At 58.5% G+C, this 15633-nt stretch carries 15 protein-coding genes; 13 read left to right on the top strand and 2 right to left on the bottom strand.

The genetic code is table 11. The features are described 5' to 3' along the window. Window positions 1–7: 7 nt before the first annotated feature. On the bottom strand, window positions 8–1057 hold the full coding sequence (locus Q3Y66_RS02850; protein ID WP_008959779.1) for a LysM peptidoglycan-binding domain-containing protein: 1050 nt from the start codon (window positions 1055–1057) through the stop codon (window positions 8–10). Between the two features lie 192 nt (window positions 1058–1249). On the opposite strand from Q3Y66_RS02850, the gene def reads away from it, so the two are divergent. The 7 genes from def to Q3Y66_RS02815 all read left to right on the top strand — a co-directional run bounded on the left by def (window position 1250) and on the right by Q3Y66_RS02815 (window position 8809). Next, complete coding sequence (gene def / locus Q3Y66_RS02845; protein WP_008959780.1) at window positions 1250–1762, top strand: peptide deformylase; 513 nt, start codon at window positions 1250–1252, stop codon at window positions 1760–1762. Window positions 1763–1824: 62 nt separating this feature from the next. Next, window positions 1825–2841 (top strand): methionyl-tRNA formyltransferase, encoded by a 1017-nt coding sequence (gene fmt / locus Q3Y66_RS02840; protein WP_008959781.1) that lies wholly within the window; start codon window positions 1825–1827, stop codon window positions 2839–2841. Next, window positions 2838–4175 carry a 16S rRNA (cytosine(967)-C(5))-methyltransferase RsmB gene (gene rsmB / locus Q3Y66_RS02835; RefSeq protein ID WP_008959782.1) on the top strand — a complete coding sequence of 446 codons (1338 nt, stop codon included), beginning with the start codon at window positions 2838–2840 and terminating at the stop codon, window positions 4173–4175. The genes fmt and rsmB overlap by 4 nt, the downstream gene beginning before the upstream one ends. Window positions 4176–4224: 49 nt before the next feature. Then, window positions 4225–4431, top strand: coding sequence for a dodecin (locus Q3Y66_RS02830; RefSeq protein WP_008959783.1), 207 nt, complete (start codon window positions 4225–4227; stop codon window positions 4429–4431). Window positions 4432–4606: 175 nt separating this feature from the next. Further along, window positions 4607–5980 carry a Trk system potassium transporter TrkA gene (gene trkA / locus Q3Y66_RS02825; RefSeq protein WP_008959784.1) on the top strand — a complete coding sequence of 458 codons (1374 nt, stop codon included), beginning with the start codon at window positions 4607–4609 and terminating at the stop codon, window positions 5978–5980. A gap of 52 nt (window positions 5981–6032) precedes the next feature. After that, the gene (locus Q3Y66_RS02820; RefSeq protein ID WP_008959785.1) at window positions 6033–7481 is read left to right on the top strand and encodes a TrkH family potassium uptake protein; all 1449 of its coding nucleotides are present in this window, start codon (window positions 6033–6035) and stop codon (window positions 7479–7481) included. A 44-nt stretch (window positions 7482–7525) separates the two neighbouring features. After that, window positions 7526–8809 carry a TraB/GumN family protein gene (locus Q3Y66_RS02815; protein WP_008959786.1) on the top strand — a complete coding sequence of 428 codons (1284 nt, stop codon included), beginning with the start codon at window positions 7526–7528 and terminating at the stop codon, window positions 8807–8809. A 17-nt stretch (window positions 8810–8826) separates the two neighbouring features. On the opposite strand, the gene Q3Y66_RS02810 is transcribed toward Q3Y66_RS02815, so the two are convergent. Continuing rightward, a complete protein-coding gene (locus Q3Y66_RS02810; RefSeq protein ID WP_008959787.1) occupies window positions 8827–9630 on the bottom strand; it encodes a tRNA-uridine aminocarboxypropyltransferase in 804 nt (267 codons plus the stop codon). 179 nt (window positions 9631–9809) lie between these two features. Here Q3Y66_RS02810 and bioB point away from each other — a divergent pair, with 179 nt between their 5' ends. The 6 genes from bioB to bioA are packed head-to-tail and all read left to right on the top strand — an operon-like array spanning window position 9810 to window position 15515. Continuing rightward, a complete protein-coding gene (gene bioB, locus Q3Y66_RS02805) occupies window positions 9810–10889 on the top strand; it encodes a biotin synthase BioB (protein WP_008959788.1) in 1080 nt (359 codons plus the stop codon). Then, entirely contained in the window at window positions 10876–12039 is a 1164-nt protein-coding gene (bioF, locus tag Q3Y66_RS02800; RefSeq protein WP_008959789.1) for an 8-amino-7-oxononanoate synthase, read from the top strand. The genes bioB and bioF overlap by 14 nt, the downstream gene beginning before the upstream one ends. After that, window positions 12021–12767 (top strand): alpha/beta fold hydrolase, encoded by a 747-nt coding sequence (locus Q3Y66_RS02795; protein WP_008959790.1) that lies wholly within the window; start codon window positions 12021–12023, stop codon window positions 12765–12767. Before bioF ends, Q3Y66_RS02795 begins: the two co-directional genes overlap by 19 nt. Then, on the top strand, window positions 12764–13546 hold the full coding sequence (locus Q3Y66_RS02790; protein ID WP_008959791.1) for a methyltransferase domain-containing protein: 783 nt from the start codon (window positions 12764–12766) through the stop codon (window positions 13544–13546). Before Q3Y66_RS02795 ends, Q3Y66_RS02790 begins: the two co-directional genes overlap by 4 nt. After that, window positions 13543–14232 (top strand): dethiobiotin synthase, encoded by a 690-nt coding sequence (gene bioD, locus Q3Y66_RS02785; protein WP_008959792.1) that lies wholly within the window; start codon window positions 13543–13545, stop codon window positions 14230–14232. The genes Q3Y66_RS02790 and bioD overlap by 4 nt, the downstream gene beginning before the upstream one ends. Then, a complete protein-coding gene (gene bioA / locus Q3Y66_RS02780) occupies window positions 14229–15515 on the top strand; it encodes an adenosylmethionine--8-amino-7-oxononanoate transaminase (protein WP_008959793.1) in 1287 nt (428 codons plus the stop codon). The genes bioD and bioA overlap by 4 nt, the downstream gene beginning before the upstream one ends. Window positions 15516–15633 lie beyond the last annotated feature (118 nt).

Below are 15633 nucleotides of genomic sequence, written 5' to 3'. Positions count from 1 at the left end.
CCGCCCGCTAGTTAGCCGGTGACGCTACTTGATCACCTACTTCCAATACGCGGGATGCCTGCATCACTAATGCGTAGCTAACGTGATCATAGGGTTTAAACACCATCACAATGCCTGCCTCGGTGCTGGGTAGTTGCATCAGCTCCTGGGTACGTGGGTCGTTGATCAGCTCACCCTGCTGATTAACCCGCAGCACATGCCCCGCCTGCAAGCCATCCAGGGTGCCCAGATCCAACGCGACAATTTGGTAGCGGCCAATAAAACGCACGCCACCGGGTACGGCAATAATATGCCCTTCAACCGGGTTTAACGGTGCGCGGGGCATAAACTCACTGCTCAGCTCGCGCTCTTCCAGTGGCAAGACAATATCGTTAACCCGCACTTCCTGATGGGAGCTAATGACTTCAAGCTGGACAATATCGCCCTCACTGCTGATATGTCGGGCGACGCCTACATTGATCAGCTCCAGTCCAAGCGGTGTGCCATTCATCGACTGATAGGGCTCCGATTGCCGGTAGATACCCACCTCACCATGACGCGGCACCTCCCCTCGCACATAGATTCGATCCCCGGCACCGCTGATCAAGCGGCGATCATTACCGGCGACCACATAAGCCAGCTCCTGCAACGCAGCAACATCATCCACGACGCGATGTTCGCGTAAAAAAGCCCGCGCCACCTCCATGGGAATCGGCGCAATCGCCTCCCGATGAGGCAAGGTACGCACCTGCGGCGAAAGCTTCACCACATTTTGACCACGCTCCAGCGATAAACAGGGGGAACCCTGGCAGTCGTTAAGCACCAGGACATCACCTGGGTAGATCAAGTGCGGGTTAGCGATCTGGGGGTTATGCTGCCATAGCTGGGGCCACTGCCAGGGGGTGTGCAGAAAACGCCCGGCGATATCCCAAAGCGTGTCACCTGACACCACTTGATAGCGCTCGGGCGCATCGCTGCGCAGACGCTCCCAAGCGGCAGCATCGAAACTTACCAGCATCACTGCACTCAGCAGCAAACCACTTAAAGCCCCGCCATAGGCGCGTCTTTTCGCCGCCATCCTACCCTCCCCTGTGAGTGTGTCATTTTGAATATTCTATTATTGATAACACGCCCCTCGCCTTGGCCACCCATGCCCAGAAACGTTGACAGCATGATATAGTGACCCATCATAAAGTACCTAGGTGAGAAGACGCTCGTCACTGCCTAGCTTGACTTAATTTAGACTCAGCATAACGGTGATTGTAACGCCATGGCCAAACTTCCTATTCTTGAATTCCCCGATGAGCGCCTGCGCACCAAGGCTGCTGCGGTGGAAACCGTCGATGATGAAGTGCGTAAACTCGTCGACGATATGCTGGAGACCATGTATGACGCCCGTGGTATCGGTCTCGCCGCGACGCAGATTGATGTTCATCGGCGTGTTGTCGTCATGGATGTCAGCGACGATAACTCCCAGCCGCTGGTGCTCATCAACCCGCGCTATACCCCGATTGGCGATGAAAAAGAGCCTTTGTCAGAAGGCTGCCTGTCGATTCCTGACTACTACGCTGAAGTGCCGCGCTTTCTGAAAGTGCAGCTCAACGCGCTTGATCGCAATGGCGATGCCTACGAGTTAGAGGCGGAAGGCCTGCTGGCGCACTGTATTCAGCATGAGTACGACCACCTCGAAGGCGTGCTCTTTGTTGACTACCTGTCGCCGCTCAAGCGTGACCGCATCCTCAAGAAGATGCAGAAACGCCATAAGCAGATCCAGGACGCCTAAGCCCTTTTCTACCGATCTCTTTTCCTACTTACATTCCAGATACGCCAGGTAGCCCTCAACTTATGTCACGATTGCGCGTTGTTTTTGCCGGCACGCCTGAATTCGCCGCCTCTAGTCTTGCAACGCTGCTGGAAAGCCAGCATGAGGTGGTCGCGGTGTATACCCAGCCCGACCGACCCGCTGGGCGCGGGCGCAAACTCACGCCCAGTCCAGTCAAAGAGCTGGCGCTGGAGCACGGTCTGCCCGTTTATCAGCGCCAGTCGCTAAAAGAGCCCGATACCCAGGCCGAGCTGGCCGCGCTTAATGCGGACATCATGGTCGTTGTCGCCTACGGGCTGCTGCTTCCCCAGGCCGTGTTGGATATACCGCGCTTAGGCTGCGTGAACGTGCACGCCTCGCTACTGCCCCGCTGGCGCGGCGCTGCCCCCATCCAGCGGGCAATCGAAGCGGACGATAGCGTATCGGGGGTGACCATCATGCAGATGGACGCTGGCTTGGACACCGGCGCAATGCTTTCAGAAGTACGCACGCCGATTACGCTAAGCACCACCGGCGGCGATTTGCATGACCGCCTCGCCCTTCAAGGCGCCAATGCGCTGATCAATACACTGGACGCACTGGCCATCGGCGCCGCTCACGCCACACCTCAGCCGGACGAAGGTGTGACCTACGCTGCCAAACTCAGCAAAGCGGAAGCCGAGCTCGATTTCACTCAGCCCGCGCAGCAACTCGCCTGCAAAATTCGCGCTTTCAACCCCTGGCCGGTGGCCTGGTGCGCGCTGGGTGATGATCGTCTACGTTTGCTGATGGCGAACGTAGAAGACGGCGAGCAGCCACCAAGCGCCCCAGGCACGCTGCTTGAGCATGGCGACGATCATCTACGCATTGCCTGCGGCACCGACGGGCGCGAAGTATTGTGTATCACCAGTGCACAGCTGCCCGGCGGTAAAGCCATGGCCGTGCGAGAGCTACTAAATGCGCGCCACGCGCGCCTTGCCACCGGCACTCGTCTTGGTGCTCGTCTTGGTGCTCATTTTGAAAGTTCTGCGGCTCAGGCCAGCGAAGGAGAAACACCATGAGCCAAAAGCGCTCCCCTCAAAGCGGTGGCAGTGGTCAGGAAGTACGCGCTGCTGCGGCCCGCGCGCTGGCCCCGGTACTCAGCGACCAAGGCTCACTGGCGGGGTTGGACGAGCACAGCGTCGTTGCCCGCGACCGCGGGCTGCTCAAAGAGCTCTGCTTCGGTACCTGCCGTCGCTTACCGCGTCTTGAAGCGTTAGCGGGCGTGTTGCTTAAGCAACCGTTTAAGAAGCGCGACAGCGATGTTCAGGCGCTGCTGCTGGTGGGTATCTATCAACTGCTCTATATGCGCATCCCCGCACACGCGGCGGTAGGCGAAACCGCGGGCGCTGCGCGCTTACTGAACAAAGAGTGGGCCACCCGCGTGCTCAACGGCTGCCTGCGTCGCCTGCAGCGCGAATCCGAGGCGCTCCAGGCCCAGGTAGATCGGGATGAGAGCGTCGCGCTAGAGCACCCGCCGTGGCTACTCAATGCCTTGCGTCAGGCGTGGCCGGAGCAGTGGCGCGCTATTATTGAAGCCAACAACCACGCAGGCCCGATGACATTGAGGGTGAACCAGCACCACAATGATCGTGAAGCCTACCTGTCGCTGCTCACCGAGCAAGGGCTAAGTGGCCACCTGTGCCCTCACGCACCAGACGCCATCACGCTGGAAACACCCTGCGATGTGATGTCGCTGCCTGGCTTTGAAGAGGGGCATGTCAGCGTTCAGGACGAGGCCGCTCAGCTCTCGGCGGTGTTGCTAGGCCCGGTGCTCGCGCCACGGCCAGGCGCGCACGTTTTGGATGCTTGCTGCGCGCCCGGCGGCAAAACCGCCCATTTGCTCGAACAATTCGACATCAACCTAACCGCGATCGATAGCGATAATCAGCGCCTGGCACGGGTGGAAGACACTCTTAACCGACTAGGCGTAGAGGCCGTTCTTCAGCATGCCGATGCCACCGAGCGCGACTGGTGGAGCGGCACACCGTTTGATGCCATTCTGCTTGATGCCCCTTGCTCGGGTACCGGCGTGATTCGACGCCACCCGGATATCAAAAAGCTGCGCCGTAAAGACGATATTCGCCCGCTGGCCAAGCTTCAACGCCAGCTGTTGGATAATTTGTGGTCAATGCTGCGCGAAGGCGGCACCCTGCTCTACGCCACCTGCTCGGTACTGCCGGAAGAGAACAGTGAGCAGATTGAGGCGTTTCTTGCCCGCACGCCTGACGCTCATGTCACCACGCCTAACGACGTTGCCTGGGGCATTCCCAGCGGTGCAGGGCGCCAATTGTTTCCGGCGCAGAGCAGTCACGATGGCTTTTTTTATGCCAGACTAGAGAAGCGGTCTGCCTAGGCGTTGACTGATGCCGGGGCAGTGAATTTATGACAAGGAAGGAGACATTATGAGTCATCACACCTACAAGCATGTAGAACTGACCGGATCTTCCGAGAAAGGTATTGAAGAAGCGGTACAGAATGCATTGGCCAAAGCATCAGAAACGATTAAGCACATGCGTTGGCTAGAAGTGGTCGACACCCGTGGCCACATTGAAGATGGCCAAGTGGCCCACTGGCAGGTCACGGTCAAAGTCGGCTTTACGCTAGAATAATCCTCACCTGCTTTTCAGCGGCGGCTGGTTTACACTGGCCGCCGTCTTTATTGCAGCGCATGATAGACGCTCCTGAATGAAAGTTTACGTCTTGAACGTCAGGACTGGGTCTTAAGACTGCCTCCTGGTCTTAGCGACATCGCGCTGGCGCTTTTAATGGAACCGATGCTCAGCAATGAAAATCATCATTCTCGGCGCCGGCCAAGTCGGCGGCACCCTGGCTGAACACCTCGCTCGCGAGGAGAACGACATCACCGTCGTTGATACTGACGCCAAAAAACTGCGTGACCTACACACCAAACTCGATATCCGCACCGTGACCGGCGCGGGCTCTTACCCTATTGTGCTGCGCCAAGCAGGCTGCGAAGACGCCGATATGTTGATCGCCGTCACTAACAGCGATGAAATTAACATGATTGCCTGCCAGGTCGCCCATACGCTGTTTCGCACCCCAACCAAAATTGCCCGGGTGCGCGCGACGGCTTACCTGACCCGCAAAGGGCTATTCGCCCACGAAGCGATTCCCATCGACGTGCTGATCAGCCCCGAGCAGGTGGTCACCGACCACGTGCGCCGCTTGATTGAGCACCCCGGCGCATTGCAGGTATTGGAGTTTGCCGGTGGCCTGGTGCAGCTGGTAGCCGTGAAAGCCTTCTACGGCGGCCCGCTGGTGGGTCAGGATTTAGCCTTTCTGCGCCGCCATATGCCCAACGTGGATACCCGCGTGGCCGCCATCTATCGCCGTAGCCGACCGATTATTCCCCGCGGCGACACAGTGATCGAAGCCGATGACGAGGTTTTCTTCCTGGCCGCTCGCCGCGACATTCGCGCGGTCATGAGCGAACTGCGCCGGGTCGAGCGAGATTTCCGCCGCGTCGTCATTGCTGGGGGCGGTAATATCGGCGAGCGGCTGGCGGAGCATTTAGAGCATAGCCACCAGGTCAAGATCATCGAGCACAACCTGGAGCGCTGCACCACGCTTTCCGAGCGGCTGGATCGCACCGTGGTACTCCACGGCAGCGCCACCAGCAAGCGCCTGCTGGAAGAAGAGAACATCGAAGAGTGCGATATCTTCTGCGCGCTGACCAACGACGACGAGGTTAATATCATGTCGTCGCTGCTCGCCAAGCGTTTAGGCGCCAAGAAGGTGCTGACGCTGATTAACAACGCCGCTTATGTAGACCTAGTGCAGGGTGGCGAGATTGATATCGCCATTTCGCCCCAACAGGCGACCATCGGCAGCCTGCTGACTCACGTACGCCGCGGCGACATCGTCAACGTGCATTCGCTGCGCCGGGGCGCCGCCGAGGCCATCGAAGCGATTGCCCACGGTGACAAGCAGTCCTCCAAAGTGGTCGGCCGTACTATCCGCGAGATCGGTCTGCCCGAGGGCACCACCATCGGCGCGATTGTGCGCGGTAAAGAGGTCATCATTGCCCACGGCGATGTGATGGTTGAGAGCGGCGACCACGTGATTCTGTTTGTGATCGACAAGCGCCGCATCCGAGACGTAGAGCGCTTGTTCCAAGTCGGTCTCACGTTCTTTTGATAACCCCCGAACCACTGCCGCTGGCAGCCAATAACAGGAGCATGCGACAACCATGAGTCTGCGGGTTATTTTGCGCATTTTAGGGCTGTTGCTGATGCTATTCAGCCTGACTATGCTTCCTCCAACGCTGATTTCACTCTGGTTTCGCGACGGCGTATGGAGTGCCTTTATTAGCGGCATTGCAATTTCGGTGGTGACCGGACTGCTCCTTTACCTGCCTAACCGCCGCGCGCAAAAAGAGCTGCGTATCCGCGATGGCTTTATTATCGCCGCGATGTTCTGGACGGTGCTGGCGCTATTTGGCTCGCTGCCGCTAATGCTATTCGGCGAAGGCTCGCTGAATATTACCGATGCGGTATTTGAATCGTTCTCCGGTTTAACCACTACCGGCGCTACCGTGATTACCGGCATCGACTTTTTACCCGAATCGATTCTCTACTACCGCCAGCAGCTCCAGTGGCTGGGCGGCATGGGGATCGTCGTATTGGCCGTCGCCATTTTGCCCACTCTAGGGGTTGGTGGCATGGCCCTTTATCGCACCGAAATACCGGGGCCGCTGAAAGACTCCAAGCTCACCCCACGTATTACCGAAACCGCCAAGGCACTGTGGTATATCTACGCCACGCTCACCCTCGCCTGCATGATCGCCTATATGTTAGCGGGCATGAGCTGGTTCGATGCGTTAAGTCATAGCTTTTCGACCGTCGCCAACGGCGGGTTTTCTACCTATGACGCCAGTATCGGCTATTTTGATAGCGCCACGATTGAAATGATCTGCATCGCCTTCATGCTTATTTCTGCGTTCAGTTTTAGCCTGCATTTCATCGCTTGGCGTGAAAAGAGCCTGATGCACTATTTTCATGACCCCGAAGCACGTTTTTTGATGCTGTTTCTGCTCGCCTTGTCTGTGATCACCGTATTGTCGCTGTGGTTAACCAATACCTATGACACACTGCGCGGGCTGCGCCATGGGGTTTTCCAAGTCGTCTCGGTCGCCACCACGGCGGGTTATAGTGTCGCCGACTTCTCCATGTGGCCTGGCGCCCTACCCTTTCTGCTGTTTGTCGCGGCGTTCGTCGGTGGCTGCTCCGGTTCTACCGGTGGCGGCATGAAGGTCATTCGGATTATCTTGATCCTTAAACAGGGCATGCGTGAGATTATGCGGCTGATCCACCCCAATGCGGTGATTGCGGTCAAAGTGGGCAAAGTCAGCGTGCCCGACAGCATTGCCCAAGCGGTATGGGGGTTCTTTTCAGTTTACATGTTGCTGTTCTTTATAATGTTGGTTGGGGTGATGGCGACTGGGGTTGATCAGGTAACGGCTTGGTCCACGGTGGGGTCAGCACTCAACAACCTAGGCCCAGCGCTGGGGGAAGCAAGCACCCACTATGGTGAGATGCCCACGCTAGCAAAATGGATTCTGGTACTCGCCATGCTGCTCGGGCGGCTGGAAATTTTTACGGTGCTCGTGCTATTCACACCCGCCTTCTGGCGGCGTTAAGCACTTCACGCCTGACCCCTTATTGATCGATTTGAGAGCTGTAAATGAACCAAGATGATACGTCTCACCAAGAAGCTTCTCAGGAAGAGAGCGGGCCACTGACGGCAACCCCGACTTCACTCCCGGCCACTAGCGGGCCGTTAAAAACCTTCACTATCGGTGAAACCCGCTACACGCTGTTGGGTACGGCTCATGTGTCGGCGGAAAGTGCCGACGATGTGCGCAAACTGATAGATAGCGGCGCCTTTGATGCGGTGGCCATCGAGCTTTGCGATGCCCGTCACCAGAGCATGTCGAATCCGGATGCCATGGGCGAACAGGACCTGTTTCAAGTGTTCCGGGAAGGCAAAGCGGGCATGGTCGCGGCGAGCTTAGCGCTTGGCGCCTTTCAACAGCGTATTGCCGATCAATCCGGCATTCAGCCAGGGGCTGAGATGCGCGCCGCCGTTGAAGAGGCCAGCCGTCTCCAACTGCCACTGCTGCTGGTCGACCGCGATGTAGGCGTAACGCTAAAGCGCATCTACCGCAACGTGCCCTGGTGGCAGCGCTTTTCGCTCTTTTCAGGGCTTATCGGCAGCGTGCTTTCGCGTCAGGACGTTTCCAAAGAGGATATCGAAAAACTCAAAGAAGGCGATATGCTGGAAGCCACCTTCAGCGAGTTTGCCGCCGAATCCGAAGCGCTGTATACGCCGCTGATTCGCGAGCGTGACCGCTACATGGCGCTACGGTTAGCCGAAGAGGCGCCGCCGGGGCGCTACCAGCACGTGCTGGTGGTGATCGGTGCAGGCCACTTAAAAGGCACCGGCGAACACTTGGAAGCACCGCTGCCCGCCGACCCAAAAGTAGAGCGCGAATCATTGGAGGCCACCCCGCCACCGTCCAAAATTTGGAAGGCGCTGCCCTGGCTGATTACCGCGTTAGTGCTCACCGGCTTTGCGATTGGCTTCTCGCGCAATACCGGCCTGGGCTGGCAGCTGGTGCTTGAGTGGTTCTTGATTAACGGCATTCTCTCTGGCGGAGCGACGATTATCGCCCTGGCACACCCCGTTACCGTGATTGCCACCTTCTTTGCCGCCCCGCTCACCTCGCTGAACCCCACCATCGGCGCGGGCTTTGTGGCCGCCGGGGTTGAGCTGTATATGCGCAAACCCAAAGTGCGCGATTTTTCATCGCTGCGCCACGATGTGACGCAATTAAAAGGCTGGTGGCAAAACCGCGTATCGCGCACCCTGCTGGTGTTTATTCTCGCCACGCTAGGCTCCGCGGTGGGTACCTGGGTAGCTGGGTTCAGAATCGCCGGTGCCCTGTTTGGCAGTGGCAGCGCGTAAAACGACCCTCGCAGCGCTCATATTTCTATGGGCGCTGCTTCTTGCTGAGCTAATAGGCGCCGCATCGCCGCGGTCGGTGAGGCGATTCTGTGATGCAGACGGCTCGCCGCGTAGCTATCGTTAAACACCTCAAAGTAATCATCCAGCACATCCGCAGCGACCGTATCCCCGCCCTGTCGCAGCAGCTCGATAGCCACTTCCGCAGTACAGAGGTGCGATTTTGACGCCGGTTTGCGCAGCCGATAACGCGTCTCCCGCTCGGTTCTCAATGGCAGCACAGGCAATGCATCCAGATAGGCACTTTTACGGAACATGCGCCGCGCCTGACGCCAGGTGCCATCCAGAATGATAAATACCGGAATGCGCGTCTGCGCTTTCGCCGCATGCACCGCTTCGATACCCACCACCCGATCCGCGTAGTCGGGCTGGTCATCGGGAAAAATCACAAAGGGAGCATAGCGAGGGTCTTTCAACAGCGCTGCCAGCTGCGCATCCGGCGCCGTACGGTACCAGGTAAAGATTCGCGTCTCGCTAAGCACATCACCAATCAAGCGACCGGTATTCGTCGGTTTGTAGTGCTCGATCGAATGCGTTAACAGCCATACCTGAGCGACGCTTTCCGCCTTCACTTGATAGGGGCACAAACAATTAAGCACCGGTAAATTGCACCCTTCACAGCGCGTGACAAAACTGCCGCGCGCTTTGAATTCACGCCTGGGCGGGCGCGGATGCTCAGCAGCTGAGTAATGATTTACGGTGTCATGATCAATAGAGTGATCGTTCAAAGCACTCTCATCAGCAGAGCTTTTAAAAGCAGACATCCGCGCTCCAAAGAGTGGGGGAAACTAAGAGTGAAAAAGGGCGCAGAGTATAAATGAGCACGGCGTCCTTTGACGAATATTTCCAACACCACCGTAAACCTAAAAATATCTCAACGTTGACACCCAAAGCGCAACGCCGCTAAAGTCTCGTCAACTAATACAGATAATAAGGTTTACAGATGACCGTGCATCACGAACAGTTCCTTCATGAACAACGCCACGACTGGACGCTGGACGAGATCAACGCGCTTTTTGCGCTGCCGTTCAACGACCTGCTGTTTCAAGCCCAGCAGGTTCACCGTGCCCACTTCGATGCTAACGCGGTGCAGGTCTCTACCCTGCTGTCGATCAAGACCGGCGCCTGCCCCGAAGACTGCAAATACTGTCCCCAATCCGGCCACTACAACACTCAGCTGGAAAAAGAGAAGCTGCTGGAAATTGAAAAGGTCGTCGAACAAGCCAAGGCAGCGAAAGAGGCAGGCGCCAGCCGCTTTTGCATGGGCGCCGCATGGCGCAGCCCTCGCGATAAAGATCTACTGCTGGTCGAAGAGATGGTTCGTCAGGTAAAAGCCGTGGGCCTGGAGACCTGCATGACGCTGGGGATGGTCGACGGCGAACAGGCCAGCCGACTGGCCACGGCGGGACTCGATTACTACAACCACAACCTGGATACCTCGCCGGAGTTCTACGGCGAAATCATCACCACCCGCACCTACAGCGACCGGCTGGAAACCCTCTCCAACGTGCGCGATGCAGGCATGAAAGTGTGCTCCGGCGGCATTCTGGGTATGGGTGAGGATGCCAAGGATCGTAGCGCCCTGCTGCAACAACTGGCTAAGCTGTCGCCACATCCGGAGTCCGTACCTATCAATATGCTGGTGAAAGTGCCCGGCACGCCGCTGGAAAACGTCGAGGATTTAGACCCGATCGAGTTCATCCGCGCCATTGCGGTCGCCCGCATCATGATGCCGCAAAGCCATGTGCGGCTCTCCGCTGGCCGTGAGCAGATGAACGAATCGACCCAGGCGCTGGCGTTTTTGGCAGGCGCCAACTCGATCTTCTACGGCGACAAACTGCTGACCACCGGCAACCCCCAGGTGGATCGTGACCGCGCGCTGTTTGCCAAGCTGGGCCTGCACCCTGAGAAGCGCGAGACCTGCGAAAGCGAGGATATCCAAGCGGCACGCCTTGCCCAACAGGCACAGCAGCAGGTGCACGCCGAACGCGTTGCCGAGCTGGCGGTAGATGCCAGTGTCTGAAGCGTGGCAACAGCGTCTGGCCGACGCCCGCGCTCATCGTCAACAGACGGAGCGTTGGCGAACTCGTCAGGTAGCCAAAAGCAATACCCTCGACTTTGCGGGTAACGACTACCTGGGCCTCGCTCAAGACCCGCGCGTTAGCGAGGCACAGGCGGCTGGCGCTCTCCGTTACGGTGCAGGTGCAGGCGCTTCGCATTTGGTCAGCGGTCATCTGGAGATTCACGACGCCCTGGAAGAAGCGTTAGCGCGCTGGACAGGCCGCGAACGTGCGCTGCTGTTTTCTACCGGCTATATGGCCAATCTAGGCGTGCTGCAAGCGCTGGCAGATCGCCATACCGCTATTTTCCAGGATCGCCTCAACCACGCATCGCTAATCGATGGCGCCGCGTTAAGCGCTGCCCGCTCGCGTCGCTTTCATCACCGCGATGCTATTGATCTGGAAAGCCTGCTGGCGCGCAGTGAGTGCGCGCATAAGCTCGTGGTCAGCGATGGCGTTTTCAGTATGGATGGCGATATCGCCGACATTGCCACGCTGGTCGAAGTCAGTCGGCAGCACAGCGCCTGGCTGATGATCGATGATGCCCACGGGGTAGGCGTGCTAGGCGACAATGGCAGCGGCTGCGTGGGCAGCACTTGGAACAGTTCCGAGGTGCCGATTTTGGTCGGAACTCTGGGCAAAGCATTAGGTACCGCCGGGGCTTTTGTCGCCGGGGATGCCAAGCTAATCGAGCACCTGATTCAGTTTTCACGCAGCTATATTTACACCACCGCACAGCCTCCGGCCATCGCCGCCGCGACGTTAAAAGCGCTGGAGATCGTTCAGAGTGAACAGGGACTCCGCGCCCAGCTAAACACTAATATCGCTTACTTTCGCCATGAGGCGCTGCACTTGGGACTACCTCTCAGCGATTCGACCACCCCCATTCAGCCGCTGATCCTGGGGGACGAAGCGCGCACCCTAAGCTGGGCGTTACAGCTCCAGCAAAAGGGCATACAGGTGGGGGCGATTAGACCGCCAACGGTGCCCAAGGGTGAGTCCCGTCTGCGTGTGACTTTAAGTGCGCGCCACCAGCACGACGATATTGATCAACTGTTAGCCGCGCTCCACCACTGCCAGCACCAAGAGGCGTTATGCAGCCCCTGCGCTTAATCCTGCTCTCCGGCTGGGGAATCGACCAGCGTATTTGGCAGCCGCTCGAGGCGCACTGGCCCACCTGTCTAGCTGCCCAGACAGTAGAGTGGCCCGGCTACGGCGATACGCCCTCACTTGAGGCCAACGCGACGCTGGAAGAACTGGCCGAGGCTATGGCCGAGTCGTTAGCCAGCGATGCGGTTTGGGTCGGCTGGTCATTGGGTGGGCTACTGGCTACGGCGCTACTGGCATATCTCCCCCCACCACGGGGCCTGATTCTGCTCGGTGCGGGGGATGCATTCTGTGTCAAAGACGAGGTCAGTGCCAAAGGGGGCGTCACTAGTGCCGAGCTGAGTGCCTTTCAGCGCGCCTTTCAACGTGCCCCCACCGCGACGTGGCAACATTTCTTGCGCTGGCAGACCCAAGGGGAGCCCGGCCCTCGGCAGGCTGCTCGGCAACTGCATGATTTGCTGGGTGATACGCCCCCCGCCGACAGCACCACCCTGGCTACCGGTCTGCAGTGGTTGGCGTCGATTGATAATCGTCCACGCTTAGCGGCGCCCCCTTGCCCGGTAGTACGTCTTATTGGCGACCATGATCCCTTTATCAGCCCCGCCCAGCGCCGCATCAGCGCCCCCCTAAGCGATGTCGGCCACTGCCCGATGCTCTCGCAACCCCAGGTGCTCGCCGCCGAGATTGTTCGTCATGCTAACCAGATGACCAACGTCAGTACGGCGGCTTTATGAACGATCTAACGCTGAAGACGGAGGCAAACTGGCAGGCACGGGTCGCCCACGCTTTCTCACGAGCCGCTCCCCGCTACGATGCACTAGCCACTGCACAACGCCACATAGGCGAGATGCTTTGGGGGTCGTTACCTCCACACGCCTTTAACGTGTTGGATATGGGGTGCGGCACCGGTGTCTGGACACAGCGCTTGGCTGAACGTTACCCCTGCGCTCAGATCACCGGTTTAGACTTAGCACCTGGCATGCTGGAACAGGCTCGACAACGCCACGGTGAAAGCATCCACTGGCAACCGGGCGACGCGGCTGCCCAGCCATTTGATAAGCGTTCATTTGATCTGGTGTTTTCCAACTTGGCGGTGCAATGGTGTCGCGACATTGGTGCGGTGATGGCTGAGCTTTACCGGATTCTCACGCCCGGTGGGCTGGCATATATTACGACGCTGCTGCCCGGCACCCTGGAGGAGATCGCCTTTGCCTGGCAGCGCCCCGAAGCGCTGCTGCAAACACCTGATCGCGCCAGTGTCGAGAGGGCCATCGATGAAAGCGGCTTAACCATTTCCCGCCAGGCGGCCACCGTTGAACGCTTCTATTACCCTGATTTGAAGGCGGTGATGGCATCTATCAAAGGTGTCGGCGCCCAGATTGCCCGGCCACAGACCAGCCTTAGCCGAAATGACATCGCCGCCGCACAAGCGCGCTTTGAACAACTCCGCCAGCCGGACGGCCTACCCGTGAGCTACCACTGCTTAACGCTGCAATTGGAAAAATCGCTATGAACGTTTGGTTTGTGACTGGCACCGATACCGATGCGGGTAAAACCCTGGTGACCAGCGGGTTACTATATGCCGCCCGCCAACAGCAGTTGAGCACGCTAGGCTTAAAACCTATCGCCTCGGGCAGCCAAGCCACGCCTGAAGGCTTGCGGAATAGTGATGCCCTCGCCCTTCAGCATCAAAGCGTGCCGCCGGTCGACTACGCCACGGTGAACCCCATCGCCTTTGCCCCGGCCATTGCGCCTCATCTTGCCGCGTTTGAAGCGGGCAAGCCGCTTGAAATTAGCGCCATCGTTAGCTTGCTGCGTGAAACGCTTACCCAAACATCCAGAGACTTCACCCTAATTGAAGGCGCCGGTGGGTGGCGCGTACCGTTAAACGAGCAGGAAGATTTTGCCGACCTGGCGATGGCGCTTGAGCTGCCGGTGATTCTGGTGGTTGGCCTAAAGCTGGGCTGCTTAAACCATGCCCGCTTAACAGCAGAAGCCATTCGCGCCGACGGCTTGGTAGTAGCAGGATGGGCAGGCAGCGTGGTAGACCCCGCCTTTGCGGCTGACACAGCCCGCTTTGAGGCCAATATCGCCCATTTGAACGCCAAACTGGCGGCCCCCTGTTTAGGCATTATTCCTCATCTTGATGCCCCCAACGCCGCGACTGCCGCCCCCTATCTCTCCCTGGAGCCGTTATGACTACGCCGGTTTGGCACCGCCATGTTTGGCCCCCCTATGCCCACTTAAAAACCCAGACGCCCGCGCCCAAGGTGGTTGGCGGTGACGGTGCCCACTTTGTGCTCGAAAGCGGCGAGCGTCTGCTAGATGCCACCTGCTCCTGGTGGTGCATGATTCACGGCTACGGCCACCCCCGTCTGGTGGCGGCCATCCGCGAACAAGCAGGTGAGCTTTGCCATGTGATGCTCGGCGGCTTGACGCATGAGCCCGCCGATCAATTAGCTCGAGAGCTGGTGCGCATTACCCCGGACGGGCTGAATCATGTGTTCTATTCGGATAGCGGCTCGGTGGGCATGGAAGTGGCGATGAAAATGGCCCTCCAGTACCAGGTACTCACCGGCCACCCCGGCAAGCGCAAGATGCTCTCGTTGATGAAGGCCTACCACGGTGACACCACCGGCTGCATGGCAGTGTGCGACCCAGAAGAAGGTATGCACAGCCTGTTCGCCAGCCTACTGCCCCAGCACCATTTCGCCCCGGCGCCCACGGCCCCTTTTGATGCCACCGCTGAACAGGTCGAGCACGATCTTAGCGCCCTGCGTAGCGTTCTTGAGCGCCACCATGATGAGATCGCCGCCCTGCTGATGGAGCCGCTTTTACAGGCAGCAGGCGGGCTCAACATGACCTCGCCGGACTATGTCACTGGCGCCAGGGAACTGTGCGATGAGTTTGGGGTGCTGTTGATTTTTGATGAAGTCGCCACCGGCTTTGGCCGCACCGGCAAACTGTTTGCCGCCGACCATGCGGGCATCACGCCGGATATCATGGTGCTCTCCAAAGGCTTGACCGGCGGCTATTTGGGTCACGCAGCAACGCTCGCCACAGATCGTGTCCACGACGCCTTTATCGGCGACAGCGCTCATCACGCCTTTATGCACGGGCCTACCTTTATGGGCAATCCGTTGGCCTGCCGCGTGGCATTAGAGAGTCTGCGCGTCTTCGAGGAAGAACATTACCTGGAAAAAATCGCGATACTCAGCCAGCAGTTACAGCATGAGCTACTCGAAGACCAGGCGTTGAACGCGCACCCGGCCGTGGCCGACGTTCGCGTGCTCGGCGCCACCGCCGTGATCGAAGCGCACTCCGCTGAAGCGTTAAAGGGCGTAGGCGATTTCGCCCGGGAGCGCGGCGTGTGGCTGCGCCCCATTGGCCGCTGGCTCTATACCATGCCCGCCTATATCACCTCTGAAGCAGAAATCACTCAGATTACCAGCGTGATGAAAGCATGGTTTCTTGAGTCTTAATGGCTCTGGAAAGCAGCAAATTACCCTGCTGCTTCCAATGATTCACTAGCGCCGGAACGTCTTCTCCGCCAGTGGTATTGATTGCCAGCAACACGGCGGGCCTCGTTCTCGGCGCGTG

Origin of the sequence: Halomonas sp. HAL1 (assembly GCF_030544485.1) — a bacterium.
GTDB classification, from domain to species: Bacteria; Pseudomonadota; Gammaproteobacteria; order Pseudomonadales; family Halomonadaceae; genus Vreelandella; species Vreelandella arctica.
This window is presented reverse-complemented; position numbering and strand designations above follow the sequence as displayed.

Excerpts from the sequence above, each read along its gene's own strand:
- Q3Y66_RS02850 (WP_008959779.1), bottom strand. The coding sequence starts at position 1,057 with ATGGCGGCGAAAAGACGCGCCTATGGCGGGGCTTTAAGTGGTTTGCTG.
- def (WP_008959780.1), top strand. The coding sequence starts at position 1,250 with ATGGCCAAACTTCCTATTCTTGAATTCCCCGATGAGCGCCTGCGCACC.
- fmt (WP_008959781.1), top strand. The coding sequence starts at position 1,825 with ATGTCACGATTGCGCGTTGTTTTTGCCGGCACGCCTGAATTCGCCGCC.
- rsmB (WP_008959782.1), top strand. The coding sequence starts at position 2,838 with ATGAGCCAAAAGCGCTCCCCTCAAAGCGGTGGCAGTGGTCAGGAAGTA.
- Q3Y66_RS02830 (WP_008959783.1), top strand. The coding sequence starts at position 4,225 with ATGAGTCATCACACCTACAAGCATGTAGAACTGACCGGATCTTCCGAG.
- trkA (WP_008959784.1), top strand. The coding sequence starts at position 4,607 with ATGAAAATCATCATTCTCGGCGCCGGCCAAGTCGGCGGCACCCTGGCT.
- Q3Y66_RS02820 (WP_008959785.1), top strand. The coding sequence starts at position 6,033 with ATGAGTCTGCGGGTTATTTTGCGCATTTTAGGGCTGTTGCTGATGCTA.
- Q3Y66_RS02815 (WP_008959786.1), top strand. The coding sequence starts at position 7,526 with ATGAACCAAGATGATACGTCTCACCAAGAAGCTTCTCAGGAAGAGAGC.
- Q3Y66_RS02810 (WP_008959787.1), bottom strand. The coding sequence starts at position 9,630 with ATGTCTGCTTTTAAAAGCTCTGCTGATGAGAGTGCTTTGAACGATCAC.
- bioB (WP_008959788.1), top strand. The coding sequence starts at position 9,810 with ATGACCGTGCATCACGAACAGTTCCTTCATGAACAACGCCACGACTGG.
- bioF (WP_008959789.1), top strand. The coding sequence starts at position 10,876 with ATGCCAGTGTCTGAAGCGTGGCAACAGCGTCTGGCCGACGCCCGCGCT.
- Q3Y66_RS02795 (WP_008959790.1), top strand. The coding sequence starts at position 12,021 with ATGCAGCCCCTGCGCTTAATCCTGCTCTCCGGCTGGGGAATCGACCAG.
- Q3Y66_RS02790 (WP_008959791.1), top strand. The coding sequence starts at position 12,764 with ATGAACGATCTAACGCTGAAGACGGAGGCAAACTGGCAGGCACGGGTC.
- bioD (WP_008959792.1), top strand. The coding sequence starts at position 13,543 with ATGAACGTTTGGTTTGTGACTGGCACCGATACCGATGCGGGTAAAACC.
- bioA (WP_008959793.1), top strand. The coding sequence starts at position 14,229 with ATGACTACGCCGGTTTGGCACCGCCATGTTTGGCCCCCCTATGCCCAC.